Genomic DNA, 23,228 nt, shown 5'->3' on the forward strand with positions numbered 1-23,228 from the left:
GGGCCTCAGCCTGGCTGCCCGCGGTCCACCTTGCTGCTGAGGATGATCGACGTGGTGGTCTTCTCCACCCCGTCGAGGCTGCCGATCAGGTCGAGCAACTGGTCCAGCTGCTCCGGTGAGTCGCTGAGCAGCCAGGCCACATAGTCGAATTCGCCACTGACCGCGCACAACTGCTGGACCTGCCCCATGGCGCTCAGGTGGCGCACGATGTCCTTGCCCGAGCGCGGCTGCGCCTTGATCCCCACGTATGCCTGCAGGCCGCCGCCGATCAGGCGCTGCCCCAGGCGCACGCCATAGCCGGTGATCACCTTGTTGCGCTCCAGGCGTTCGAGGCGCGAGTTCACCGTGGTACGGGCGATCCCCAATTGACGGGCGAGCGTGGCGACGCTTTCGCGGGCGTTGATCTGCAACAGGGAGATCAACTGGCGATCGATGGCGTCGAGGGTGATGGAGGAGGTGGCCGGCATGGTAGGTCTCTTTTGTCGAGGTGCTAGCCTATGCAAGCGCGACCGATTCGCGCAAGGCGCCCAGGGCTGGCATTACGTTGGCAAGGCGGTACGATAGCGGGCCGCTGCCGCTCGGCAGCCTGGACCATGGCAGGAGTGATTGATCCATGAAGTTCAAGGACTGGTACTGGCGGCGATGGATTCGCCAACACGGTTGCAAGGTGAGCACGGGCATTTCCAAATTCGGCAAGCGCGCCAGGCTGGCGCTCGAGGCCGAAGTGCGCATCGGCGATGTGGCGGTCAGCGCCGCCACCCTGGATGTCTCGATCGGGGCTCACACCTATATCCGCAGCGGCGGCTCGCTGCAGGTGGTCGAATCGATCGGGCGCTACTGCTCCATCGGCAGCGCGGTGGTCATCGGCCAGGAAAAATACGCTCATCCCACCGACTGGCTGAGTTCCCACCCTTTCCAGTTCACCGGCACCCAGTGGCAATACGAGCCGCCGAGCACGCCGGCGCGCATTGGCCATGACGTGTGGATCGGCGAAGGCGCGATGATCATGGAGGGGGTCGAAGTGGGCACGGGCGCGATTGTCGCCACTCGCGCCCTGGTCACTCGGGACGTGCCGCCTTATGCCGTGGTGGCGGGCTTTCCAGCCAAGTTCGTGCGTTATCGATACTCGGAGGCCATGATCGAGCGCCTGCTCGCATCGCGCTGGTGGGAGCGCGATACCCGGCAGTTGCTGGAGCTGCCGCTGCACGACCCTGCCGCCTGTCTTGACCGGATTACCGGGCTGGATGAGGCAAGTTACGCGAGGATCGAGATTTCGCGGCGTGGCTGCAAGGTGCTGGCGTCGGCTTGAATAGCCGAAAGACGTTTACGACCGGGGCTGCTGCGCAGCCCTGATCGGATTTGATCAACGTGACGCGCTGGTCTGCGCCGTGGCGCAAGGTGACTTCAGGCCAGCAGTCATGCTCTCGACGTTGTCGAGCATCTGGTTGCCTTTGTTGACCTTCTGCGCGTTCTCCGCAAGCTGCATGCGCTGGTCATAAGTGGCCGAGGTGCCATTCATGCTGTTCTTGGTTTCGAGCACGGAGTTGGCGATGCTGAGCAGACTGCGGCCGGTGGAGATCAGGTTGTCGGTCGTACTGGGCGTGCAGGGTGCGTTGCCGCCGGCCATCTGGCTTGGCTGCTGGCCCTGGTTGTAGGAGCCCGGTGCTACGCAACCTGCGAGCGTGGCCAGCATCGGTACAACGAGCAGGGCCCCAAGCGTTCCTTGGATGTTCATGTGACGTTCCCTCGATCACTGGGCTCCGACCCGGTGCCGAAGCGATGGAGGGATTCTAGAAACGCGGCCGTGATGGCGAAATAGAACGGGTGTGCTAAAGGCACTTTGCCGCTGGTCAGAGCGACCCGAGCTACAAATCCAGGGGAAGCTGGGCACTGTAGCGCCAGTGTATTGTTTTTTGTACCGCGGAGCGGTCAGGTTTTTCGGCCATGACGTTGTTCTCCTGGTAAAAATGTGATCAAGGTTGTTGCAAGGTGGCAATTGCACACCTAAGATGCCCGCCTTCTCTCACCCGACAGCAAAGGAGGTACATCATGCAACAGTTGATCACCCTTTGCAGGTCGCGCCTGGCTTGATCGCATTCGCCGCTACTCGTTAGCGGTACCGCAACGCCCGGCCTCTGGCCTGCCAATCCGAACATCTTTTCGTTTCAACCCATCAGGATTGGACTATGGGCACTTGCATTCGCAATTTGTCCGACGGCGCCGTATTGGTCGCCGCGGACGACACCTGGATCGAAGGAAAAGCGATCCAACAACTCGAAACCACCGCTCGCCTAAGGGGCATGCATCGGGTGGCCGGCATGCCGGACCTGCACCCGGGGCGTGGCTATCCGGTCGGCGCGGCATTCTTTTCCGTGGGGCGTTTGTACCCGGCGCTGGTCGGCAATGACATCGGCTGTGGCATGGCGCTGTGGCGCACGGACATCCCGACCGCCAAGCTGCATCTGGACAAGCTGGAGAAACGCCTTGGCAACCTCGACCTGCCGCTTGACGAGACGTGGCAGGAGGCCGTCGCCAGCTTCGGTTTGCCTGCCACGGGGCACGAGCGTTCTCTAGGCACCATTGGTGGTGGTAACCACTTCGCCGAGCTGCAGCAACTCGATGAAAACTACGACGATGCGGCCCTGACAGCCTTGGGCATCGAGCGCAAACACCTGCTGTTGCTGGTGCACAGCGGCTCGCGTGGTTTGGGCGAGGCGATCTTGCGTGAGCAGGTCGACCTGTTCGGTCATCACGGACTGGAGGCGGGCAGCGAGGCCAGCACTCATTACCTGGGCCGGCACGACGGCGCGCTGCGTTTTGCCGAAGCCAACCGTCAGTTGATTGCCCGGCGCATGCTCGACCGCTTGCGTGCCGATGGCGATGTACTGCTCGACATCAACCACAACCTGGTGTCGCCAGCGCAGGTCGACGGGCTCGATGGTTGGCTGCATCGCAAAGGCGCCACACCTTCGGATCAGGGGGCGGTGGTGATCCCTGGTTCGCGCGGCGACTACAGCTACTTGGTACAGCCGATCGCCGACGAGCGCAGCCTGTTGTCCCTGGCCCATGGCGCCGGACGCAAATGGATGCGCAGCGAGTGCAAGGAGCGCCTCGCCTCGCGCTACAGCGTCGAGCAACTGAGTCGTACGGCACTAGGCAGCCGCGTGATCTGCGCCGACCGGGCGCTGATCTACGAGGAAGCGCCGGAGGCCTACAAGGCTATCGACTCGGTGGTGGGTGCCTTGCGTGAAGCGGGGTTGGTTCGCGTGCTGGCACGACTGAAACCGGTGCTCACCTACAAGACGCGCGGAGGGTGCTGCTGATGATCATACTGCAACTCTCGGCGGCTCAGGGGCCGGAAGAATGTGCCCTGGCAGTGGCCAAGGCATTGCTCAGGCTGCAGGCCGAAGCGGATGCCCAGGCCGTGGCGGTACGGATACTCGAACAAGAGCCGGGGCCGCGGCGCGGCACCTTGCGCTCGGTGTTGCTGGCACTGGATGGCGAGCAGGCCGAGCGCCTGGCGGATCACTGGACGGGCTCGCTGCAATGGACGTGCAGCAGTCCGTACCGGCCGGCGCATGCGCGCAAGAACTGGTTTTTTGGGGGCGCACGGTTTGCGCCACCGGCACCGGAATTGGCGAGCGAGATCCACTTCGAGACCTTGCGTTCGTCCGGGCCGGGTGGTCAGCATGTCAACACCACCGACTCGGCAGTGCGCGCCACGCACCTGGCCAGCGGCGTCAGCGTCAAGGTACAGAGCGAGCGTAGCCAGCACGCCAACAAGCGCTTGGCGCTGCTGCTCATCGGTCAACGCCTGGCGCAACAGGCAGAGCAGGTCGACAGCGAACTGCGCGCGGAGCGGCGGTTGTTCCATCACCGCATCGAGCGTGGCAATCCACGTCGGGTGTTTCGTGGCGAGCGCTTCGAGCCGGCTGACGAGTAGATTGTGTGCGAATAGTCGTCGAGCAAAAGTCAGGCCGGGCGGCGTAGGCGATGCCGGCCCCACAAAAACGGATGAGGAAAGGACCCGGCTCGCACTCGGGTTTACGAGTTGCAAATGAGCATTCCGTATCTGAGGCGATCCCGCCAAAAACGCAAAAGCCGCGCAATGCGCGGCTTCGAAGATGGTGGGCCCACACGGACTCGAACCGTGGACCAAAGGATTATGAGTCCTCTGCTCTAACCAACTGAGCTATAGGCCCTCAGCAAGTGGGCAGGATTATAACGAGGGTTTAGATAGCGTGCCATCCGAAAGATCCGTTTGTGCTATGCGAAGAAAGGTCGCCGCGAATTCGTCCGGGGGCAGGGGCAGGCTGACGATGTAGCCCTGGATCTGCTCGCAACCTTCGGCGGCTAGGAAGCGCTGCTGCGCCTGGTTCTCCACGCCTTCGGCAATGATCGTCAGTTGCATGCTGCGGCCCAGGGCGATGATGGCGCGGGCGATGGCGGCGTCGTGGGGGTCGTCGGGCAGGCCGCGAATGAACGACTGGTCGATCTTGAGGATGTCCAGCGGCAGGCGTTTGAGGTAGCTGAGCGAGGAGTAGCCGGTGCCGAAGTCGTCGATGGCCAGCTGTACGCCCAGTTGTTTGAGTTGGTGCAGTACGCTCAGCGCCTCCTCGGCCTGGCTCATGATGAAGTTTTCGGTGATCTCCAGCTGCAGGTCGCCTGCCTTGAGCTGGTAGTTGCGCAACAGTTGCTCGATGCGCCGGGCCAGGTTGGGTTGGCGCAGCTGGGCGCCAGCGAGGTTGATCGAGAGCGGGCCGAAGGCGTGGTAGGTCTTCTTCCAGCTGTGCATCTGCCGGCAGGCCTGCTCCAGTACCCAGTCGCCAAGTTGGAGAATGGTGCCGTTCTCCTCGGCCAGGTGAATGAACTGCTCGGGTGGCACGTCGCCGAAGGTTGGGTGGGTCCAGCGAATCAGTGCCTCGGCGCCCACCAGGCTCTGGGTCTTGAGGCTGAACTTGGGCTGGTAGCACAGGCTCAGTTCATTGCGCTCGATGGCGCGGCGCAGTTCATGTTCCAGGGCGATGCGCTCGCTGGCCTGGGTGGTCAGTTCGCGGGTGTAGGCCTCGACGCGATTGCGGCCCTTGGCCTTGGAGCGGTACATGGCGGCGTCGGCGTTGCGGATCAGGTTGGCGACATCGGTGCCGTCTTGTGGGTAAAGGCTGATACCGATGCTGGCGCTGGTGAAGAACTCGTGCTCGCCGGCCTGGAACGGTGCGTGGAAGCCGGCCAGCAGCTTGTTGGCGATGGCGCTGGCATCGCTGGGCTTGTGCAATCCGGGCAAGAGGATGATGAACTCGTCGCCGCCCAGGCGGGCCACGGTGTCGACATCACGCACCTGCTCCTTGAGGCGCTGGGCGATGCCCTTGAGCAACAGGTCGCCCACCGGGTGGCCGAGGCTGTCGTTGATGTGCTTGAAGCGGTCGAGGTCGAGGAATAGCACCGCGCCCTGGCGGTTGGATACCTGGGCGCAGCTGAGCGCGGCCTGCAGGCGGCTTTCGAACAGGGCGCGATTGGGCAGGCCGGTCAACGGGTCGTGGTGGGCTTGGTAGTCGAGCTTGGCCTGGGCGTGCTTGATACTGGAAATGTCGGCGAAAACGGCGACGAAGTGGGTGATCTCGCGTTCGTGGTTGCGCACGGCGCTGATGGTCAGCCAGCCGGGGTAGAGTTCGCCGTTCTTGCGTTTGTTGTAGATCTCGCCCTGCCAGTGGCCTTCCGCGGTCAACTGGTGCCACATGGCGACGTAGAAGGCGCTGTCGTGCTGGCCGGAGGCGAGCAGTCGCGGAGTCTGGCCGAGGGCTTCGATCTCGCTGTAGCCGGTGATTTCGCTGAACGCGCGGTTGACCGCGCTGATGCGCTGGTCGGTGTCGGTTATCAGCACGCCCTCGGCTGTGTTCTCGAACACCGTGGCGGCCAGTTGCAGCTTCTCCTGCATCAGGTGGCGTTCGGTGATATCGCGGGCGATGGTCAGCATACAGTCGACGCCGCCGATCGGCAGTGGCCGGGCGGACAGTTCACAGAGGCGGATCTGTCCGTCGCTGCGGCGGATATGGCAGCTGAAATCGCGCACGAAACCGTCACGCTGCAGTTGATCGACCAGGCGTTGGCGCTCGTTGAGGTCGACCCAGATACCCAGGTCCAGCGAGGTCTGGTCGACCGTTGGGCTGATGTCGTAGCCGGTGAGGCGGCAGAAGCCTTCGTTGACCTCCAGCAGCAGGCCGTCGCTCTGGCGTGACAGCAACAGGCCATCGGGTGAGGCGTGGAAGGCCTTGGCGAACTTCTCCTCGGAGGTCTGCAGTTGTTGCTGGGTTTCCTTCAGCTGGCTGATATCGCGGATCGCCACAACCAGTGCCGGCATGCCGTCGAGGTCGAAAGTCTCGGCCGAGGTCAGACCGGTGAACAACTCGCCGTTGTTGCGGCGAAAGGTCATCTCCAGGTTGCGGATGCCGCCGCGATGCAGGCGCTCGAGCAGGGCCGGGCCGGTACCGGCCACGCCCCACAGGCCGAGCTCGGTGGCGGTGCGGCCGATCACTTGCGCCGGGCTCAGGCCGATCAGTTCCTCGAAGGCTTCGTTTACCTCCAGCAGGCAGCCGTCGCTGTGCCGGGCGATGATCAGGATGTCCGGGCACTGCTGGAACACCGAGGCGAACTTCTGCTCCGACAGGCGCAGGGCATCTTCGGTGTGCTTGGTTTCGCTGATGTCGATCATCAATCCGCGCATCAGCGACTTGTGGCCATGTTCGATCATGCTGACGATGTTGCGCACCCATAGGGTATGGCCGTCGGCGCGGATCACCCGGTAGTCGAGGCTGTGGTCGCGCCCGGCGGCTGTTTCGCTGTCGCAGTAGGCCTGCGCCCACAGGGCATCTTCCGGGTGCAGGATGCTGCGCCAGAAGCCCGGTTTGAGCCATTCTCCCGTCGGGTAGCCGAGCAGGTCCTCGGCGTGCGGCGACACATAGCTGTAGCTGAAGTCGTTGGCATCGGCCTCCCAGGCCACTGCTGACAGGCTCTCGACCAGGCCGCGGTAATGATACTCGCTGCTGCGCAGTTCCTGTTCCAGGGCGATGCGCCGGGAAATCTCCGAACTCAGCCGGCGGTTGATGCGGATCACCACAGCCAGGATGGCCATCAGCACCAACACGGCCGGCAGGCCGTAGAGCAGCACGTCGTGCCAGAAAGTCCGCTGGTCGACGACGTTGCCCACCCAGCGCTGCTGAATGTGGCTGACTTCGCTGCTGCTCATGTCGGCCATGACCTTGTCGAGGATGCCGACGAGCATCTTCTGTTCCCGCGGCACGGCCATGGCCAACTGGTAGCGGTACGGCGTTTCACCGCTTACATACAAGCCGTCGAGCTTGAGCTGGCGCAGGCTCCAGATGCTCGAAGCGAGGTCGCCGACCACGGCGTCCACCTCGTCGGTAGCCAAGGCCTGCAAGGTGGAACTGACATTGGGCATGGCCACCAGGTTGAGGTCCGGGTGGTGGGTGCGCAGCAGCTCATGGGGGGCGTAGTTCTCCACCACGGCGATCTTCAGGCCGTAAAGGTCCTTGAGGTTGCGCGGTTGCGCACCGCCGGAGTGGGCGAGGATGACGATCGGGAAGTCCAGGTAAGGGCGGGTGAAGGCCAGGTAGCCCTGCCGCTCCGGTGTGGACATGATACCGGGCAGCAGATCGAGCCGGTTGCTGCGTGCCTGTGCCAGGACTTCGGTCCAGCTGCTGGGCTCGATCGGCTTGAGGGTGATCCCCAGGCGTTCCTGGATCAGGGCGATGTAATCGGCGGCCAATCCCTGGTAGCGACCTTCCTGGTCGCGGAATTCGAACGGCGGCCATGAAGCATCGACGCCCAGGCGCAGCTGCGGGTGGGCGCTGAGCCAGGCTTGTTCCTCGTCGGTCAGGGTCAGGGCGCCGGCCGTTGTGTTCCAGGTGAGCAGGAGCAGCAACAGGAAGGCCGGCATCATGGGCATAGCGGCCTCTCGAACAGGGGGTCTGATTCGAGTGTAGACGGGCATTCCGCCCGCTGGGTAGACAGTGGTAACGACCTTCCGTCACATAAGAAAAACCCCGGCCTGGGCCGGGGTTCGTCTTTACTCGTCGAGGAAGGAGCGCAGATGCTCGCTTCGCGTCGGGTGGCGCAGCTTGCGCAGCGCCTTGGCTTCGATCTGACGGATCCGCTCGCGGGTCACATCGAACTGCTTGCCGACTTCTTCGAGGGTGTGGTCGGTGTTCATGTCGATGCCGAAACGCATGCGCAGCACCTTGGCTTCGCGTGCGGTCAGGCCCGAGAGCACGTCACGGGTTGCTTCCTTGAGGCTTTCGACCGTGGCCACGTCGATCGGGGACTGCATGGTGGAGTCCTCGATGAAGTCGCCCAGGTGCGAATCTTCGTCGTCACCGATCGGGGTTTCCATGGAGATCGGCTCTTTGGCGATCTTCAGTACCTTGCGGATCTTGTCCTCAGGCATTTCCATGCGTTCGCCCAGCTCTTCCGGGGTCGGTTCGCGGCCCATTTCCTGCAGCATCTGGCGGGAAATACGGTTGAGCTTGTTGATCGTTTCGATCATGTGCACCGGGATACGGATGGTGCGCGCCTGGTCGGCGATCGAGCGGGTGATCGCCTGGCGGATCCACCAGGTGGCGTAGGTCGAGAACTTGTAGCCGCGACGGTATTCGAACTTGTCCACCGCCTTCATCAGGCCGATGTTGCCTTCCTGGATCAGGTCGAGGAATTGCAGGCCGCGGTTGGTGTACTTCTTGGCGATCGAAATCACCAGACGCAGGTTCGCCTCGACCATTTCCTTCTTGGCGCGACGAGCCTTGGCCTCGCCGATGGACATGCGGCGGTTGACGTCCTTGATCTCGGCGACGGTCAGGCCGGTCTCGGTCTCGAGGTCGATCAGTTTCTGCTGGCAGGCGACGATGGCGGCGTTTTTCTCACCCAGGGCGGCGGCCCATTTGGTGTTGCGCTTGGCCAAGTCACCGGACCAGGTCTGGTCGGTCTCGTTGCTCGGGAACAGGCGCAGGAAGTCGGCACGCGGCATGCGCGCGTCACGCACGCACAGTTGCATGATGGCGCGTTCTTGCTGGCGCAGGCGATCCAAGGCACCGCGTACGCGTTCGACCAGCACGTCGAACTGTTTCGGTACCAGCTTGATCGGCATGAACAGGTCGGCCAGCGCCTGCATGGCGCCGATGCTGTCTTTATGGCCTCGACCGTGCTTCTTCAGCACTTTGAGGGTATCGACCAGCTGATCCTTGACCGCACCGAAACGCTGGGCGGCAACAACCGGATCCGGACCGCTTTCGGCCTCCTCCTCGTCGTCGCCGTCGGCGTTTTCTTCTTCGTCGTCGTCGCTTTCTTCCTTCGCGGCAGCGGCCTTGGCACCCGGGATCGGTACTTCTTCGGTCGGTGCGGCGATGTTGTCGTCAGGGTCGATGTAACCGCTGAGAACGTCGGACAGACGGCCACCTTCGGAGGTGACACGGTCGTATTCGCCGAGGATGTAGTCGACAGTACCCGGGAAGTGAGCGATGGCGCCCATGACTTCACGGATGCCTTCCTCGATACGCTTGGCGATTTCGATCTCGCCTTCGCGGGTCAGCAGCTCGACGGTACCCATTTCGCGCATGTACATGCGCACCGGGTCGGTCGTGCGGCCGATATCGGTCTCGACAGCCGCCAATGCGGCGGCGGCCTCTTCGGCTGCGGCCTCGTCAGTGTCGGCTTCCGCCAACAACAGGGCATCCGCATCCGGAGCACTCTCGAATACGTTGATCCCCATGTCGTTGATCATGCGGATGATGTCTTCCACCTGCTCCGGATCTGAAATATCCTCTGGCAGGTGGTCGTTGACCTCCGCGTAAGTCAGGTAGCCCTGCTCACGACCGCGGGTGATCAACTCTTTGATACGAGATTGCTGTTGCGCTTTTCCGGACATAACACCCTATCCACTGAAGGTCTTGGCGGGCAAAAAACAAGCCGAGGATTATACCCGAGCATGGACCTCACGCGCCAGATGAGGTCGGGGTTTGTGCGGGAACATTCCTGCTTAACAGGACGAGCAGCTGAGATTTTTCCTCTGCGCTCAACTCACTTAGACGCGCTTTCCTGAGCAGATGTTCCAGGCTGCGCTCGCGCTGGCGAGCGGACAAGCTAGTTATAGTGTCGAAAAACTGTTGTTCAAGGTTGTCGGCATCGATCAACCATTCCTTTTCCGCCAGGGCGCGTAGCAGGCGACCCTGTTCGGTCCCGTGCCAGCGCGCAATCAGCTGCATTGAGCTTAGCTTAGGATTCTTCTGTGCGGCCTCGATCAGGGCCACCAGCAGCTGGCTGTAGAGTTGCTCTTCGTCGGCGAAGTGGCTGGCGTCCTCGACCTTGCCGGCCAGCAGCGGGTGATGCAGCAAGGTGCGCAGGGCCGAGAGCGTCGGTGGCTCCACCGGCGCGGGTACCCGTGGTGGCGCCTCGCCGCGCTGGCCATCGCGCTGCCACGGCTTGCCACCTTTCTTGTCCCAGGGTTTGCCGTCCCACTGTTTCTTGCCGCCACCTTTGTTCGGCGTCCAGGGGCGTTGCTCCTGATGTGGTGCGGCATAGTCGGGCTGGTAGTGCATATCGCCATGGTCAGGCACGTAGCTTGCCATGGCGTCGTAGTCGTAGCCGGGGTCGTAATCCGGCGCGCTGGGTGCTGGCGCGCTCTGGGCCAGCTGCTCCATCTGCTGCGGGTCGAGGCCGGTGATATCTTTCAGGCGGTTGCGCATCAGTTGGCGCAGGTTGGCGCCCGGGACCTTTTCGATCAGCGGTGCGGCCAGCGTCACCATGTGCGCCTTGCCTTCCAGCGAGCGCGGGTCGGCCTCGTTGCTCAACTGCTCGAAGAAATAGTCGGCCAATGGCTGGGCGTGCTGGTTGATGCGGGCCTGGAAGGCGTCGGTGCCTTCGGCGCGCACCAGGCTGTCCGGGTCTTCGCCTTCGGGCAGGAACAGGAAGCGTGCACGGCGACCGTCCTGCAGGCTCGACAAGGTTGCCTCCAGGGCGCGCCAGGCGGCCTTGCGGCCGGCTTGGTCGCCGTCGAAGCAGAACAGCACGCTGGGTACCACGCGGAACAGGCGCTTGAGGTGTTCCTCGCTGGTGGATGTGCCAAGGGTGGCCACCGCGTTGCGCAAGCCTTGCTGGGCGAGGGCGATCACGTCCATGTACCCTTCGACGACGATGATCTCGTCAAGGTTGCGGTTGTGCTTGCGTGCCTCGTACAGCCCGTACAGCTCCTGGCCCTTGTGGAACACCGGGGTTTCCGGGGAGTTCAGGTACTTGGGCTTGTCGTCGCCCAGTACCCGGCCGCCGAAGGCGATGACCCGGCCGCGGCTGTCGCGGATCGGGAACATCACCCGGTCGCGGAAGCGGTCGTAGCGCTTGCCGCTTTCGGCATTTTCGATCAGCAGTCCGGCGTCGATCATCACTTTCTGTTGCAGCGAGTCGGCACCCAGGTGCTTGAGCAGGTTGTCCCAGCCCGGCGGCGCGAAGCCCAGGCCAAAGTCGCGGGCGATCTCGCCGGACAGGCCGCGCCCCTTGAGATACTCCACTGCCGCCTTGCGGGTGGCGTGGTTGCGCAGGGCCTGGCGATAGAACTCGCTGGCCGCCTCCAGCAAGGGGTACAGCGGCGAGTCGGTCGGCTGGCGTGGCTTCTGCCCGCGGCGGCCTTCTTCGCGAGGGACTTCCATGCCCGCCGCGCGGGCCAGCTCCTCGACTGCCTGGGGGAAGTCCAGGTTGTCGTGGTCCATGACAAAGCCGAGGGCATTACCCCCAGCGCCGCAACCGAAGCAATAGTAGAACTGCTTGTCGGGGCTGACGGTGAAGGAGGGGCTCTTTTCCTTGTGGAACGGGCAGCAGGCGGAAAGATTCTTGCCGGTCTTTTTCAGCTGGATGCGCGAGCTCACCACATCGACGATGTCGGTGCGGTTGAGAAGGTCATCGATAAAGCTCTGGGGAATCAGCCCGGCCATGGCAGCCTCGTCATCTGGCAACTGGCAAGTCTAAACGCTTGTGCGCGGGTTTGGCGTGGGGTGTCGCAGGAAGAGGTGTGTGCTCGTCGGTAGCCGGTGAGGGCTCGTCAGAAAAGACGTGCACGCCTGGCCAAAGACCAGTTCTGACGCGTTGAGGCAGGTTGCCCATGGCTTTTGCCGGGGCGCCCCAGGCGCATGGCCAAGGGTTTCAAGCAACCGCTACCATAAGCCCGGCACGAGGCCGGGCATGGCAGAAGCTTTGCGTAGAACGGCTGTACTTAGTACAGACGAACGGCGCGGCGCTGTTCGCGCTGAACTTTCTTCGCGTGACGCTTAACAGCGGCAGCGGCTTTGCGCTTACGCTCGGCGGTCGGCTTCTCGTAAAACTCGCGGCTACGAACTTCAGCCAGTACACCGGCTTTTTCGCAGGAGCGCTTGAAACGACGCAGAGCTACGTCGAAGGGTTCGTTCTCTTTAACTTTGACGGCTGGCATCCAGGGCTACCTTAATTCATTACCGGGGTAGACGTGCTCCTGGCAAAACATAAGGTGTGCTGGAGAACGTCGGTTTTCAAGGGTTGCGGATGTTAACCCTTAGCTGGCCGGAATGCAAAGCCTCTGATCGAAAACCGCTGGTCGGCACCGGGCACGGGGACTATCATGCGCGCCTTCGAATTCAGCCTCCACAAGGCACGGACCCATGCTAGTACTGGGATTGGAAACATCCTGCGACGAAACTGGCGTCGCATTATACGACAGTGAACGCGGCCTGCTGGCCGACGCGCTGTTCAGCCAGATTGACCTGCACCGCGTCTATGGCGGCGTGGTGCCCGAGCTCGCCTCGCGTGATCACGTCAAACGCATGCTGCCCCTGATTCGCCAGGTGCTGCAGGAGGCCGACTGCGTCGCCACCGAGATCGACGCCATCGCCTATACCGCAGGCCCGGGCCTGGTCGGCGCGCTGTTGGTGGGCGCCTCTTGCGCCCAGGCACTGGCGTTCGCCTGGGATATTCCGGCGATTGGCGTGCACCATATGGAGGGCCATCTGCTGGCGCCGATGCTCGAAGAGCAGCCGCCGCAGTTTCCGTTCGTCGCTTTGTTGGTTTCAGGTGGCCATACCCAACTGGTTCGGGTCGATGGTATCGGCCAGTACGAACTGCTGGGCGAGAGCCTGGACGACGCGGCTGGCGAGGCGTTCGACAAGACCGCCAAGCTGATCGGCCTCAATTATCCGGGTGGCCCCGAGATCGCCCGCCTGGCCGAACAAGGCACGCCTGGGCGCTTCGTGTTCCCGCGGCCGATGTGCGACCGCCCCGGCCTGCAGTTCAGCTTCAGCGGCCTCAAGACCTTTGCCCTGAATACCTGGCAGCAATGCCGCGATGCCGGGGACGACAACGAGCAAACCCGTTGCGACGTGTCGCTGGCGTTCCAGCAGGCGGTGGTGGAGACTCTGACCATCAAGTGCAAGCGCGCCCTCAAGCAGACCGGCCTCAAGCGCCTGGTCATCGCCGGCGGCGTGAGCGCCAACAAGGCCTTGCGCGTTTCGTTGGAGGAGATGCTGGCCAGCATCAAGGGCAACGTCTACTACGCCCGCCCACGCTTCTGCACCGACAACGGTGCGATGATTGCCTATGCCGGTTGCCAGCGTCTGTTGGCCGGGCAGCAGCAGGACCTGGCGATCAGCGTGCAGGCGCGCTGGCCGATGGAGCAGTTGCCGGCAGTATGAGGTGAGCTGGGCTTGTGCGAACGCATCAGAAGTGGCGTTCGCGCCCGGCGAACAGGTCACGCAGGTTGCGGCGGTGGCGCCACACGATCAGCACCGTCAGCACGGTCATCGGCAGCAGCGCTTCAGGCTCGCGCCAGGCCAGCAAGGGCAGCGTCAGCGGTGTGGCGATCAACGCCGCGAGCGAACTGGTGCGGGTCAGGTAGAAGGTCAGCAACCAGGCGCCGATGGCCAGCAGGGCGGCTGGAAAGTACAGCGCCATGAGCATGCCGGCGGCGGTGGCCACGCCCTTGCCGCCCTTGAAGCGGAAGTACACCGGGAACAGGTGGCCGAGCACCGCGCAGATGCCTACCCAGGCCTGCTCTTGCTGGTCGAGCCCGGCCAGGCGTGCCAGCAGCACGGGCAACATGCCCTTGCACAGGTCGCCGAGCAGCGTCAGGATCGCCAGTTTACGGCCCGCCAGGCGTAGCATGTTGGTGGCGCCGGCATTGCCGGAACCGCTGGAGCGCGGATCGGGGCTGCCACTGAGGCGGCTCAGGACAATGGCGAAGGACAGAGAGCCGAGCAGGTAGGCAAGCAGCGCCAGTGACCAAAACATGCTAACTATTCCGGGCGAGGACGCCCTGATTCTAACGGCGCCCGTCGCCCTTGTCGTGCTGTGGAGAGAAGTGCTTGGACAGAGTGTTCATCGAAGGCCTGGAAGTCGATACCGTGATCGGCGCCTATGACTGGGAGCGGGATATTCGCCAGTGCCTGCGCCTGGACCTGAGCTTCGCCTGGGACAACCGCCCGGCGGCGGCCGGTGACGACCTGTCGCTGGCACTGGACTATGCCAGTGTCTCGGCACGTATCCAGGCGTTCGCCGACCAGGCCCGTTTCGAGCTGGTCGAGACCTTCGCCGAGCGCTTGGTCGCGGTGTTGATGGCGGAATTCAACATTCCCTGGGTGCGCCTGAAACTCACCAAGCCGGGTGCGGTATCGGCGGCCCGTGGTGGTGTTGGCGTGGAGATCGAGCGCGGATGTCTCTGAGCACGGTATACCTTGGGCTGGGCAGCAACATCGAGCGTGAGCGGCACTTGTGCGCCGGGCTCGATGCCCTCGCCGGCATCCTCAAAGACATGCAGTGTTCCGCGGTGTTCGAGAGCCAGGCCGTGGGGATCAAGAGTGGCCCGTTCTACAACCTGGTGGTGCGCGGGCGCACCGAACTGCCGCTGCTGGAACTCGATCGCCGGCTCAAGTTCATCGAGGCCGACAATGGCCGCTACGCGCCGGACCGCAAAGGGCTGCCGCTGGATATCGACGTGCTGATGTTCGATGACCTGTGCGGGACCTTCGATGGCCTGGTGCTGCCGCGCGCGGAGATCCTGAAGAACGCCTTCGTGCTCTGGCCGCTGTCGTTGCTGGCCCCGGAGCTGGTGCACCCGGGCGAGGGCAAATCCATGGGGCAGTTGTGGCGGGAAGCGCGCATCGAGCAGGTACTGGCGCCGGTACCGTTCGAATGGCGCGGGTTGCAGTTGACCCCCGCTTAAGCCAGCGCCGGCCTCTTCGCGGATCTGCCTGCGAAGAGGCCGGGCAGATCAAGCGGCCTTATAGGCTTCGAGCGCCTTCAGCCGCTCACCTTTAAGCGCTTCGCCCAGGCCCTGGCCGGCAAGCCCGGCGTCCAGCAACGGCTTCACATCCACGGCACGCGCCGCTTCAGCGGCCCCGCGCAAGTACTCGCCTTGTGGATAACCTGAACCCAACGCTGCCATCTCGCAGGCGGCGATGAAGTCCTCGAAGCGCTGCGGCCGTCGGTACACGTCGAACTTCTGCAGCATCTCCAGCAGGCTTGCAGGCTCCAGCTGCAAAGCCTGGTCCGCCCGCTCGGCAAACTCCCCCACCAGCATCGCCAGTTCCTGGCATTCACGCGGCGCCTTGAAGCGTTGGTTCAGCGCCTTGAGCGCGGCAGGCGGCAGTCCGCGTAGCAGGCACGCCCAGCGCACCGCCAGCGGCTGCTGGTGCCTTGCCGCCTGGTGCAGCGCGGCCAGTGTACAGGCGCCCTCAAGCTCGGGCATCAGCTCGCCCAACCCGCCGCAGCTGCGCAGCACCTCAATGAACACCTGCGGTTCGCTTTCCATCAATGCGCGCTCGATCTCCTTCCAGCTGCGCTCGGCGGTCAGCGCCTGCAGTTCGCCCGATTCGGCGATCTGGCGCATCAGCTGCAACGTCTCGTCGGCGACACGAAAGCCCAGCGGCGCATAGCGCGCGGCAAAGCGGGCAACGCGCAGCACTCTCAGGGGATCTTCGGCGAATGCCGGGGAAACATGGCGCAGGAGGCGCTGCTCGAGATCTGCCTTGCCATGGTAGGGATCGTGCAGGTTGCCGTGCTCGTCCTCGGCCATGGCATTGATGGTCAGGTCGCGACGAACCAGATCCTCCTCGAGGGTGACTTCGGGGCTCGCGTGGAAGGTGAAACCGCCATACCCGCGCCCGCTCTTGCGCTCGGTGCGGGCCAGGGCATATTCCTCGCCCGTCCTGGGGTGAAGGAATACCGGAAAATCGGCACCGACCGGGCGAAAGCCCTCGGCCTGCATCTGTTCGACCGTGGCGCCGACCACCAGCCAGTCGATGTCGCTGACCGGACGGCCGAGCAGGCGGTCGCGTACGGCGCCGCCAACCTTGTAGATCTGCATGTGGAACCTCCATTACTGGCGACAGGATACCTTGTCGGCAGCAATGGAGGTGGGCTGCCGCTAGAGGTGGTGCACCACGGCCAGGTCCATGCGCCCGTAGTCGCCGGCCTCGCTGTGCTCGCCGCGTGGCGGCATGTGGTGGGTCTTCATCACCTGGTCGCCCTGAACGGTCTCCAGGTGGATATCGAAGCCCCACAGGCGGTGCAGGTGCTTGAGCACCTCTTCGGTGGAATCACCCAGGGGTTTGCGGTTGTGCTGCTGGTGGCGCAGGGTGAGCGAGCGGTCGCCGCGGCGATCGATGCTCCAGATCTGCACGTTGGGTTCACGGTTGCCCAGGTTGTACTGGGCGGCCAGTTGCTCGCGGATGGTGCGGTAGCCGGCTTCGTCATGGATCGCCGGGACCAGCAGGTCGTCACGCTGGTCATCATCGAGGATGCTGAAAAGCTTGAGGTCGCGCATCACCTTGGGCGACAGATACTGCAGGATGAAGCTTTCGTCCTTGAAGCTGCTCATGGCGAACTTGATGGTCGAAAGCCAGTCACTGCCGGCGATGTCCGGGAACCAGCGGCGATCTTCCTCGGTGGGGTGCTCGCACATGCGACGAATGTCGGTGTACATCGCAAAGCCCAGCGCATACGGGTTGATGCCGCTGTAGTAGGGGCTGTCGAAGCCTGGCTGGAACACCACGCTGGTATGCGACTGGAGGAACTCCATCATGAAGCCTTCAGTGATCAGGCCCTCATCGTAGAGGTCGTTCATCAGCGTATAGTGCCAGAAGGTCGCCCAACCTTCGTTCATCACCTGGGTCTGGCGTTGTGGATAGAAGTACTGGGCGATCTTGCGCACGATGCGCACCACCTCGCGCTGCCAGGGCTCGAGCAGTGGGGCGTGCTTCTCGATGAAGTAGAGAATGTTCTCCTGTGGCTCGGCGGGGAAGCGCGCATCGTCCCTGTCGCCACTCTTCTCGGCGCCCTTGGGAATGGTCCGCCAGAGGTCGTTGATCTGCCGTTGCAGGTGCTCTTCACGCTCCTTCTGCCGACGCCGTTCCTCTTCGGCGGAGATGGGGTAGGGGCGTTTGTAGCGATCCACGCCGTAGTTCATCAGCGCATGGCAGGAGTCGATCAGGTCCTCGACGGCGTCGATGCCATGACGCTCCTCGCACTGGGCAATGTACTGCTTGGCGAACACCAGGTAGTCGATGATCGAGCTGGCGTCGGTCCAGGTGCGGAACAGGTAGTTGCCCTTGAAGAAACTGTTGTGGCCATAGCAGGCGTGGGCGATCACCAGTGCCTGCATGCACATGGTGTTTTCTTCCATCAGGTAGGCGATGCACGGATCGGAGTTGATCACGATCTCGTACGCCAGGCCCATCTGGCCCCGACTGTAGGACTTCTCGGTGCTGAGGAACTGTTTACCGTAGGACCAGTGGTGATAGCCCAGCGGCATGCCGACCGAGGCGTAGGCGTCCATCATCTGTTCTGCGGTGATGACTTCGATCTGGTTGGGGTAGGTATCCAGGGCATAGCGGGCGGCCAGGCGACTGATCTCGCGGTCGTAGGTCTGGATCAGCTCGAACGTCCATTCGGAGCCGGTGGAAATGGGTTGGCGTCTCTGCTCTCTGGCGGTCATGTGGCTAACCTGCGCTGGAAGAGTTCACGGAAGACCGGGTAGATATCGCCGGCCGATACCAACTGCTGCTGGGCGAAGGTGTCGGGAAATGCTTCGCCGATGCGCTCGTACTCGTACCACAGCGCCTGATGTTCGCGTGGGGTGATCTCGACATAAGTGTAGTACTGCACATGCGGCATGATCTGGTTGGCGAGGATGTCGCGGCAGATCGGCGAATCGTCGTTCCAGTTGTCACCGTCCGAGGCCTGGGCGGCATAGATGTTCCAGTCGCTGGCCGGGTAGCGCTCGGCCATGACTTCCTGCATCAGCTTGAGCGCGCTGGAGACGATGGTGCCGCCGGTCTCGCGGGAGTAGAAGAATTCTTCCTCGTCCACTTCGCGGGCGCTGGTGTGATGGCGGATGAACACTACCTCGATGCGGTCGTAGTTACGCTTGAGGAACAGGTACAGCAGGATGAAGAAGCGCTTGGCGATGTCCTTGGTAGCCTGTGTCATGGAGCCGGAGACATCCATCAGGCAGAACATCACCGCCTTGGAGCTGGGGTTGGGCTGCTTGATCAGCAGGTTGTACTTGAGGTCGAAGGTGTCGAGGAAGGGCAGGCGATTGATGCGCGCCTTGAGGCGCTCGATCTCGGCCTCGGTATCCTGGATGTCGGTGAAGTTGTCGGGCTCTTCGACCTTGAGTCGGTCCAGCTCCTTTTGCGCCTCGCGCAGCAGCGCGCGGCTGCTGCCGGTCAGGGCGATGCGACGGGCGTGGGCCGAGCGCAGGGTGCGCACGATGTTGATGCGCGAAGGGTTGCCCTCGTTGGCAATACCGGCGCGCACGGTCTTGAAGGTATCGGCACCGGTAAGGTGGCGTTTGACCAGGTTGGGCAGCTCCAGGTCTTCGAACATGAATTCGAGGAATTCTTCCTGGGTGATCTGGAACACGAAATCGTCCATGCCCTCGCCGGAGTTGCCGGCCTTGCCGCGCCCACCGCCACCGCCGCCACCTTGTGGCCGGGCGATGTGCTCGCCGGCGGTGAACTCCTTGTTACCTGGGTGAACGATGGTCTGCTTGCCGCCGCGACCGTGGTGCAGCACCGGTTCGTCGATGTCACGCCCCGGGATACTGATCTGCTCACCGTGCTCCATGTCCATGATGGAGCGGCGGCTTACGGCCTCTTCGACGGCTTTCTTGATGTGCTCGCGGTAACGCCGCAAGAAGCGCTGGCGGTTGACCGTGCTCTTGTTCTTGCCGTTCAGGCGTCGGTCGATAACGTAGCTCATGGGCCCTCCGGTAGCTGGGTACAGCTGCAAGCTTCAAGCTACGAGCTGCAAGTAAAAGCAGTTGCTGCCGCCACGGGCCAGCGGTGTGCCGGGGCACCCCGCCAAGCGCCCGGGGCGTGCCGCTTTTACTGCGATTTCCTGACCCGCAGGTACCATTCCGACAGCAGGCGTACCTGTTTGTCGGTATAGCCACGCTCCACCATCCGGGTGACGAAATCGTTGTGCTTCTGCTGGTCTTCCTTGCTGGCCTTGGCGTTGAAGCTGATGACCGGCAGCAGGTCTTCGGTGTTGGAGAACATTTTCTTCTCGATCACCACCCGCAGCTTCTCGTAGCTGAGCCAGCTGGGGTTCTTGCCATTGTTGTTGGCACGGGCGCGCAGCACGAAGTTGACGATCTCGTTGCGGAAGTCCTTCGGATTGCTGATGCCGGCCGGTTTCTCGATCTTCTCCAGCTCCTCGTTGAGGGCGATGCGGTTGAGGATCTCGCCAGTCTCCGGGTCGCGGTACTCCTGGTCCTGGATCCAGAAGTCGGCATACAGCACGTAACGGTCGAAGATATTCTGGCCGTACTCGCTGTAGGACTCCAGGTAAGCGGTCTGGATTTCCTTGCCGATGAACTCGATGTAGCGCGGCGCCAGGTACTCCTTGAGGTAGCGCAGGTAGCGCTCGCGTACTTCGGCAGGGAACTGCTCCTGCTCGATCTGCTGTTCCAGCACGTACAACAGGTGCACCGGGTTGGCGGCAATCTCATGCGGATCGAAGTTGAACACCTTGGAGAGAATCTTGAAGGCGAAGCGGGTAGACAGGCCGTTCATGCCCTCGTCGACGCCCGCGGAGTCGCGGTACTCCTGGATCGACTTGGCCTTGGGGTCGGTGTCCTTGAGGTTCTCGCCGTCGTAGACGCGCATCTTCGAGTAGATGTTGGAATTCTCCGGCTCCTTGAGACGTGAAAGCACGGTGAACTGGGCGAGCATCTTCAGTGTGTCGGGCGCGCAATGAGCCTTGGCCAGCGAGCTGTTGATCAGCAGCTTGTCGTAGATCTTGATCTCGTCGCTGACGCGCAGGCAGTACGGCACCTTGACGATATAGATACGGTCGATGAACGCTTCGTTGTTCTTGTTGTTGCGGAAGGTGTGCCATTCCGATTCGTTGGAGTGGGCCAGCAGGATACCGGTGTAGGGGATAGCCCCCAGGCCTTCGGTACTGTTGTAGTTGCCTTCCTGGGTTGCGGTGAGCAGCGGGTGCAGCACCTTGATCGGCGCCTTGAACATCTCGACGAATTCCATCAGGCCCTGGTTGGCCCGGCACAGCGCGCCCGAGTAGCTGTAGGCATCGGCGTCGTTCTGCGGAAACTCCTCGAGCTTGCGGATATCCACCTTGCCCACCAGCGCCGAGATATCCTGGTTATTCTCGTCACCCGGTTCGGTCTTGGCGATGGCGATCTGGTTGAGGATCGACGGATAGAGCTTGACCACCCGGAACTTGCTGATGTCGCCGCCGAACTCCTGCAGGCGCTTGGTGGCCCAGGGCGACATGATGGTATTGAGATAGCGGCGCGAAATGCCGAATTCTTCCTCGAGGATCGCACCATCCTCTGTGGCGTTGAACAGCCCGAGTGGCGACTCGAAGACCGGCGAGCCCTTGATGGCGTAGAACGGCACCTTTTCCATCAGCTGCTTGAGTTTTTCGGCCAGCGACGATTTGCCGCCGCCCACCGGACCCAGCAGGTAGAGGATCTGCTTCTTCTCTTCCAGGCCTTGGGCGGCGTGGCGGAAGTAGGAGACGATCTGGTCGATGCACTCTTCCATGCCATGGAAATCGGCAAAGGCCGGATAGCGGCGGATCACCTTGTTGGAGAAGATCCGCGACAGCCGGGAGTTGCTTGAGGTGTCGATCAGCTCTGGTTCACCGATGGCCAGCAACAGCCGCTCGGCCGCCGAGGCATAGGCGCTGCGATCCTCTTTGCACAGCTCGAGGTACTCCTGCAGCGAAAGTTCTTCCTGGCGGGTGGACTCGAAACGTTGTTGGAAGTGGCTAAAAATGCTCATGACGTCACCTCGCTCGATACGTGGAGACGACGCCGGATCAGTCAGCCGATGCTGGCATGCAACCGGTTTTGCCGGTTGCTGTATACCCCCCAGAACACCCTGTAACGCTACCGATGACCCGCACGCCGGTGTACCGGCTCTCCCCTTTTTTGGATGGCCTGGGCTTAAGGATAGTTGGTTATACGAGAGGTCAAGGGCGGGGAGCGGAGAAGACGCCTACGACCGTTCGTCAGGTCGGGCGCTAGCCCGCGCCAAGCGCGGGCTGCAGGAAAAATGAAAAAATTATTCGGCGCTGCCCTGGGCGGTTTCCGCCGGGTAGGTGTTACGCCACAGTTCGAAGCCACCATCGATGCTGTAGACGTTGGAGAAGCCCTGGCCGACCAGGTAGGCGGCGGCACTCTGGCTGGAATTGCCGTGGTAGCAGACTACCAGTGTAGGCGCGTCCAGGTCGGCGCTGCGGATGAAGTCGGCTACCGAGTGATTATCCAGATGAGTGGCGCCGGCGATATGGCCGGCGGCGAACGCCTGTGGGTCGCGGATATCGACAACGATCGCACCTTCGGCACGCAGGGCGAGGGCTTGTTCTGGGGAGATACGCTTGAATTCGCTCATGGGTGCGGTTCCTTCATGGCTGATCGTTGGGTGATGCCGGCGGGCGAGGGGTGCCTTCGCGGGTGCAGTCGCAGCGGTGGAATTCGCCGCTGTCGACATTGTACAGGGTCATCGCGCCCCCCCAGACACAGCCGGTATCCAGGGCAATCACACCGGGGGCGTCGACCCGGCCTTCGAGGGCGGCCCAGTGACCGAAGATGATCTTCACATGGCGCGAGCGGCGGTCCGGGTGAGCGAACCATGGTTTATAGCCTTTGGGCGCGCTGTCGGCGCCTTCCTTGCTCTTGAGGTCGAGCTTGCCGGCGGCGGTGCAGAAGCGCATGCGGGTGAAGTAGTTGGTGATCACTCGCAGGCGTTCGACGCCGGCCAGATCCTTGCTCCACTTGTTCGGCTCATTGCCGTACATGCCGTCCAGATACAGTTTCAGGCGACTGTCGTCGCGCAGCACTTCCTCGACCTCCGCGGCCAGCTCCAACGCCTTGCCCAGGGTCCACTGCGGTGGGATGCCGGCATGGGCCATGGCAATGCCGCGGGCTTCGTCGTAGTGCAGCAGTTTCTGCTGGCGGAGCCAGTCGAACAGCTGGTCGGCGTCCGGGGCTTCGATGACTTCGCGCAGGGTGTCGCTTTTCTTCAGGCGCTCGACATTGTGCCAGGCGGCCAGCAGGTGCAGGTCATGGTTGCCCAGCACGCAGACCAGCGCATGGCGGATCGAGTAGAGATAACGCAAGGTCTCGAGGGACTCTGGGCCACGGTTGACCAGGTCGCCCACCAGCCACAGGCGATCGACGGCCGGGTCGAAGCGTACGCGTTCGAGCAGGCACTTGAGTGGTTGCAGACAGCCTTGCAGGTCCCCGACGGCATAGGTGGCCATCAGTGCAGCGCCCCGGGCACGGCCAGGCGAAACGGGGCGATCTGGGCATCGAAGCGTTTGCCGTCTTCGGCGAACATCTGATAGCTGCCCTGCATGGTGCCGACGCGGGTGCTGATCACGGCGCCGCTGCTGTAGGTGTGGCTCTGGCCGGGCTCGATCAGTGGCTGCTGGCCGATCACGCCGGCACCGCGCACTTCCTCGACTTCGCCGTCACCGTTGGTGATCAGCCAGTGGCGGGACATCAGCTTGGCCTTGACCGTACCGTTGTTGTGCACGGTGATGGTGTAGGCGAAGGCGAAACGGCTGCTTTCGGGATCGGATTGTTCTTTGAGGTAGCGGGTCACGACGCTGACGTCGATCTGGTAGCGGGGGTCGGACATGCAAGGGCCTTGGGCGAACTGACGCAATAATGCAGT

General features: G+C 62.9%; 20 protein-coding genes and 1 tRNA gene. 6 read left to right on the forward strand and 15 right to left on the reverse strand.

Annotated features, from left to right (window positions below; genetic code table 11):
* Window positions 1-5: 5 nt before the first annotated feature.
* Window positions 6-467 (reverse strand): Lrp/AsnC family transcriptional regulator, encoded by a 462-nt coding sequence (locus ACQ4OD_RS10820; RefSeq protein ID WP_094011516.1) that lies wholly within the window; start codon window positions 465-467, stop codon window positions 6-8.
* A 146-nt stretch (window positions 468-613) separates the two neighbouring features.
* Here ACQ4OD_RS10820 and ACQ4OD_RS10825 point away from each other — a divergent pair, with 146 nt between their 5' ends.
* Window positions 614-1,309, forward strand: coding sequence for a CatB-related O-acetyltransferase (locus ACQ4OD_RS10825; RefSeq protein ID WP_198753804.1), 696 nt, complete (start codon window positions 614-616; stop codon window positions 1,307-1,309).
* A 54-nt stretch (window positions 1,310-1,363) separates the two neighbouring features.
* Here the strand turns inward: ACQ4OD_RS10825 and ACQ4OD_RS10830 are convergent, their stop codons facing one another.
* The gene (locus ACQ4OD_RS10830; RefSeq protein ID WP_258599585.1) at window positions 1,364-1,735 is read right to left on the reverse strand and encodes a hypothetical protein; all 372 of its coding nucleotides are present in this window, start codon (window positions 1,733-1,735) and stop codon (window positions 1,364-1,366) included.
* A gap of 451 nt (window positions 1,736-2,186) precedes the next feature.
* Here ACQ4OD_RS10830 and ACQ4OD_RS10835 point away from each other — a divergent pair, with 451 nt between their 5' ends.
* Both ACQ4OD_RS10835 and prfH read left to right on the forward strand, forming a co-directional pair.
* Entirely contained in the window at window positions 2,187-3,323 is a 1,137-nt protein-coding gene (locus ACQ4OD_RS10835; RefSeq protein ID WP_110697459.1) for an RNA ligase RtcB family protein, read from the forward strand.
* Complete coding sequence (gene prfH, locus ACQ4OD_RS10840) at window positions 3,323-3,943, forward strand: peptide chain release factor H (RefSeq protein WP_430944274.1); 621 nt, start codon at window positions 3,323-3,325, stop codon at window positions 3,941-3,943. Before ACQ4OD_RS10835 ends, prfH begins: the two co-directional genes overlap by 1 nt.
* Window positions 3,944-4,125: 182 nt before the next feature.
* Here the strand turns inward: prfH and ACQ4OD_RS10845 are convergent.
* The 5 genes from ACQ4OD_RS10845 to rpsU form a co-directional block, all read right to left on the reverse strand.
* Window positions 4,126-4,202: transfer RNA gene (locus ACQ4OD_RS10845), tRNA-Ile, on the reverse strand.
* Between the two features lie 17 nt (window positions 4,203-4,219).
* Window positions 4,220-7,963 carry an EAL domain-containing protein gene (locus ACQ4OD_RS10850; protein ID WP_258599583.1) on the reverse strand — a complete coding sequence of 1,248 codons (3,744 nt, stop codon included), beginning with the start codon at window positions 7,961-7,963 and terminating at the stop codon, window positions 4,220-4,222.
* Between the two features lie 120 nt (window positions 7,964-8,083).
* A complete protein-coding gene (gene rpoD / locus ACQ4OD_RS10855; protein WP_102681921.1) occupies window positions 8,084-9,934 on the reverse strand; it encodes an RNA polymerase sigma factor RpoD in 1,851 nt (616 codons plus the stop codon).
* A 67-nt stretch (window positions 9,935-10,001) separates the two neighbouring features.
* Window positions 10,002-11,990, reverse strand: coding sequence for a DNA primase (dnaG, locus tag ACQ4OD_RS10860; protein WP_139668043.1), 1,989 nt, complete (start codon window positions 11,988-11,990; stop codon window positions 10,002-10,004).
* 278 nt (window positions 11,991-12,268) lie between these two features.
* Window positions 12,269-12,484 (reverse strand): 30S ribosomal protein S21, encoded by a 216-nt coding sequence (gene rpsU / locus ACQ4OD_RS10865; RefSeq protein ID WP_003255575.1) that lies wholly within the window; start codon window positions 12,482-12,484, stop codon window positions 12,269-12,271.
* 205 nt (window positions 12,485-12,689) lie between these two features.
* Between rpsU and tsaD the strand changes: the two genes are divergently transcribed.
* Window positions 12,690-13,715, forward strand: coding sequence for a tRNA (adenosine(37)-N6)-threonylcarbamoyltransferase complex transferase subunit TsaD (gene tsaD, locus ACQ4OD_RS10870; protein ID WP_046857388.1), 1,026 nt, complete (start codon window positions 12,690-12,692; stop codon window positions 13,713-13,715).
* A gap of 25 nt (window positions 13,716-13,740) precedes the next feature.
* Here the strand turns inward: tsaD and plsY are convergent, their stop codons facing one another.
* Window positions 13,741-14,310 (reverse strand): glycerol-3-phosphate 1-O-acyltransferase PlsY, encoded by a 570-nt coding sequence (gene plsY, locus ACQ4OD_RS10875; protein WP_046857387.1) that lies wholly within the window; start codon window positions 14,308-14,310, stop codon window positions 13,741-13,743.
* A gap of 74 nt (window positions 14,311-14,384) precedes the next feature.
* Here plsY and folB point away from each other — a divergent pair, with 74 nt between their 5' ends.
* Window positions 14,385-14,741 carry a dihydroneopterin aldolase gene (gene folB / locus ACQ4OD_RS10880; protein ID WP_430944275.1) on the forward strand — a complete coding sequence of 119 codons (357 nt, stop codon included), beginning with the start codon at window positions 14,385-14,387 and terminating at the stop codon, window positions 14,739-14,741.
* Window positions 14,732-15,241, forward strand: a complete 510-nt coding sequence (folK, locus tag ACQ4OD_RS10885; protein ID WP_046857385.1) for a 2-amino-4-hydroxy-6-hydroxymethyldihydropteridine diphosphokinase — start codon at window positions 14,732-14,734, stop codon at window positions 15,239-15,241. Before folB ends, folK begins: the two co-directional genes overlap by 10 nt.
* Window positions 15,242-15,289: 48 nt before the next feature.
* Here folK and ACQ4OD_RS10890 read toward each other — a convergent pair whose 3' ends face one another.
* From ACQ4OD_RS10890 to apaG, 7 genes are all read right to left on the reverse strand, one after another.
* Window positions 15,290-16,384: a multifunctional CCA addition/repair protein gene (locus ACQ4OD_RS10890; protein ID WP_430944276.1), complete on the reverse strand. Its 1,095-nt coding sequence runs from the start codon at window positions 16,382-16,384 to the stop codon at window positions 15,290-15,292.
* 60 nt (window positions 16,385-16,444) lie between these two features.
* Window positions 16,445-18,013, reverse strand: coding sequence for a SpoVR family protein (locus ACQ4OD_RS10895; protein ID WP_430944277.1), 1,569 nt, complete (start codon window positions 18,011-18,013; stop codon window positions 16,445-16,447).
* Complete coding sequence (locus ACQ4OD_RS10900) at window positions 18,010-19,281, reverse strand: YeaH/YhbH family protein (protein ID WP_046857382.1); 1,272 nt, start codon at window positions 19,279-19,281, stop codon at window positions 18,010-18,012. Before ACQ4OD_RS10900 ends, ACQ4OD_RS10895 begins: the two co-directional genes overlap by 4 nt.
* A 125-nt stretch (window positions 19,282-19,406) precedes the next feature.
* A complete protein-coding gene (locus tag ACQ4OD_RS10905) occupies window positions 19,407-21,329 on the reverse strand; it encodes a PrkA family serine protein kinase (RefSeq protein WP_023629260.1) in 1,923 nt (640 codons plus the stop codon).
* Window positions 21,330-21,611: 282 nt separating this feature from the next.
* On the reverse strand, window positions 21,612-21,941 hold the full coding sequence (gene glpE / locus ACQ4OD_RS10910; RefSeq protein WP_046857381.1) for a thiosulfate sulfurtransferase GlpE: 330 nt from the start codon (window positions 21,939-21,941) through the stop codon (window positions 21,612-21,614).
* 13 nt (window positions 21,942-21,954) lie between these two features.
* Window positions 21,955-22,812, reverse strand: coding sequence for a symmetrical bis(5'-nucleosyl)-tetraphosphatase (locus ACQ4OD_RS10915; protein WP_430944278.1), 858 nt, complete (start codon window positions 22,810-22,812; stop codon window positions 21,955-21,957).
* Window positions 22,812-23,192, reverse strand: a complete 381-nt coding sequence (gene apaG / locus ACQ4OD_RS10920) for a Co2+/Mg2+ efflux protein ApaG (protein WP_430944279.1) — start codon at window positions 23,190-23,192, stop codon at window positions 22,812-22,814. Before apaG ends, ACQ4OD_RS10915 begins: the two co-directional genes overlap by 1 nt.
* Between the last annotated feature and the right edge of the window lie 36 nt (window positions 23,193-23,228).

Source organism: Pseudomonas sp. WC1 (assembly GCF_050586565.1).
Lineage (GTDB): Bacteria > Pseudomonadota > Gammaproteobacteria > Pseudomonadales > Pseudomonadaceae > Aquipseudomonas.

Excerpts from the sequence above, each read along its gene's own strand:
- ACQ4OD_RS10835 (WP_110697459.1), top strand. The coding sequence starts at position 2,187 with ATGGGCACTTGCATTCGCAATTTGTCCGACGGCGCCGTATTGGTCGCC.
- rpoD (WP_102681921.1), bottom strand. The coding sequence starts at position 9,934 with ATGTCCGGAAAAGCGCAACAGCAATCTCGTATCAAAGAGTTGATCACC.
- ACQ4OD_RS10895 (WP_430944277.1), bottom strand. The coding sequence starts at position 18,013 with ATGACCGCCAGAGAGCAGAGACGCCAACCCATTTCCACCGGCTCCGAA.
- dnaG (WP_139668043.1), bottom strand. The coding sequence starts at position 11,990 with ATGGCCGGGCTGATTCCCCAGAGCTTTATCGATGACCTTCTCAACCGC.
- tsaD (WP_046857388.1), top strand. The coding sequence starts at position 12,690 with ATGCTAGTACTGGGATTGGAAACATCCTGCGACGAAACTGGCGTCGCA.
- ACQ4OD_RS10820 (WP_094011516.1), bottom strand. The coding sequence starts at position 467 with ATGCCGGCCACCTCCTCCATCACCCTCGACGCCATCGATCGCCAGTTG.
- plsY (WP_046857387.1), bottom strand. The coding sequence starts at position 14,310 with ATGTTTTGGTCACTGGCGCTGCTTGCCTACCTGCTCGGCTCTCTGTCC.
- prfH (WP_430944274.1), top strand. The coding sequence starts at position 3,323 with ATGATCATACTGCAACTCTCGGCGGCTCAGGGGCCGGAAGAATGTGCC.
- ACQ4OD_RS10915 (WP_430944278.1), bottom strand. The coding sequence starts at position 22,812 with ATGGCCACCTATGCCGTCGGGGACCTGCAAGGCTGTCTGCAACCACTC.
- glpE (WP_046857381.1), bottom strand. The coding sequence starts at position 21,941 with ATGAGCGAATTCAAGCGTATCTCCCCAGAACAAGCCCTCGCCCTGCGT.
- apaG (WP_430944279.1), bottom strand. The coding sequence starts at position 23,192 with ATGTCCGACCCCCGCTACCAGATCGACGTCAGCGTCGTGACCCGCTAC.
- ACQ4OD_RS10830 (WP_258599585.1), bottom strand. The coding sequence starts at position 1,735 with ATGAACATCCAAGGAACGCTTGGGGCCCTGCTCGTTGTACCGATGCTG.
- ACQ4OD_RS10900 (WP_046857382.1), bottom strand. The coding sequence starts at position 19,281 with ATGAGCTACGTTATCGACCGACGCCTGAACGGCAAGAACAAGAGCACG.
- ACQ4OD_RS10825 (WP_198753804.1), top strand. The coding sequence starts at position 614 with ATGAAGTTCAAGGACTGGTACTGGCGGCGATGGATTCGCCAACACGGT.
- ACQ4OD_RS10890 (WP_430944276.1), bottom strand. The coding sequence starts at position 16,384 with ATGCAGATCTACAAGGTTGGCGGCGCCGTACGCGACCGCCTGCTCGGC.
- ACQ4OD_RS10905 (WP_023629260.1), bottom strand. The coding sequence starts at position 21,329 with ATGAGCATTTTTAGCCACTTCCAACAACGTTTCGAGTCCACCCGCCAG.
- folK (WP_046857385.1), top strand. The coding sequence starts at position 14,732 with ATGTCTCTGAGCACGGTATACCTTGGGCTGGGCAGCAACATCGAGCGT.
- rpsU (WP_003255575.1), bottom strand. The coding sequence starts at position 12,484 with ATGCCAGCCGTCAAAGTTAAAGAGAACGAACCCTTCGACGTAGCTCTG.
- ACQ4OD_RS10850 (WP_258599583.1), bottom strand. The coding sequence starts at position 7,963 with ATGCCCATGATGCCGGCCTTCCTGTTGCTGCTCCTGCTCACCTGGAAC.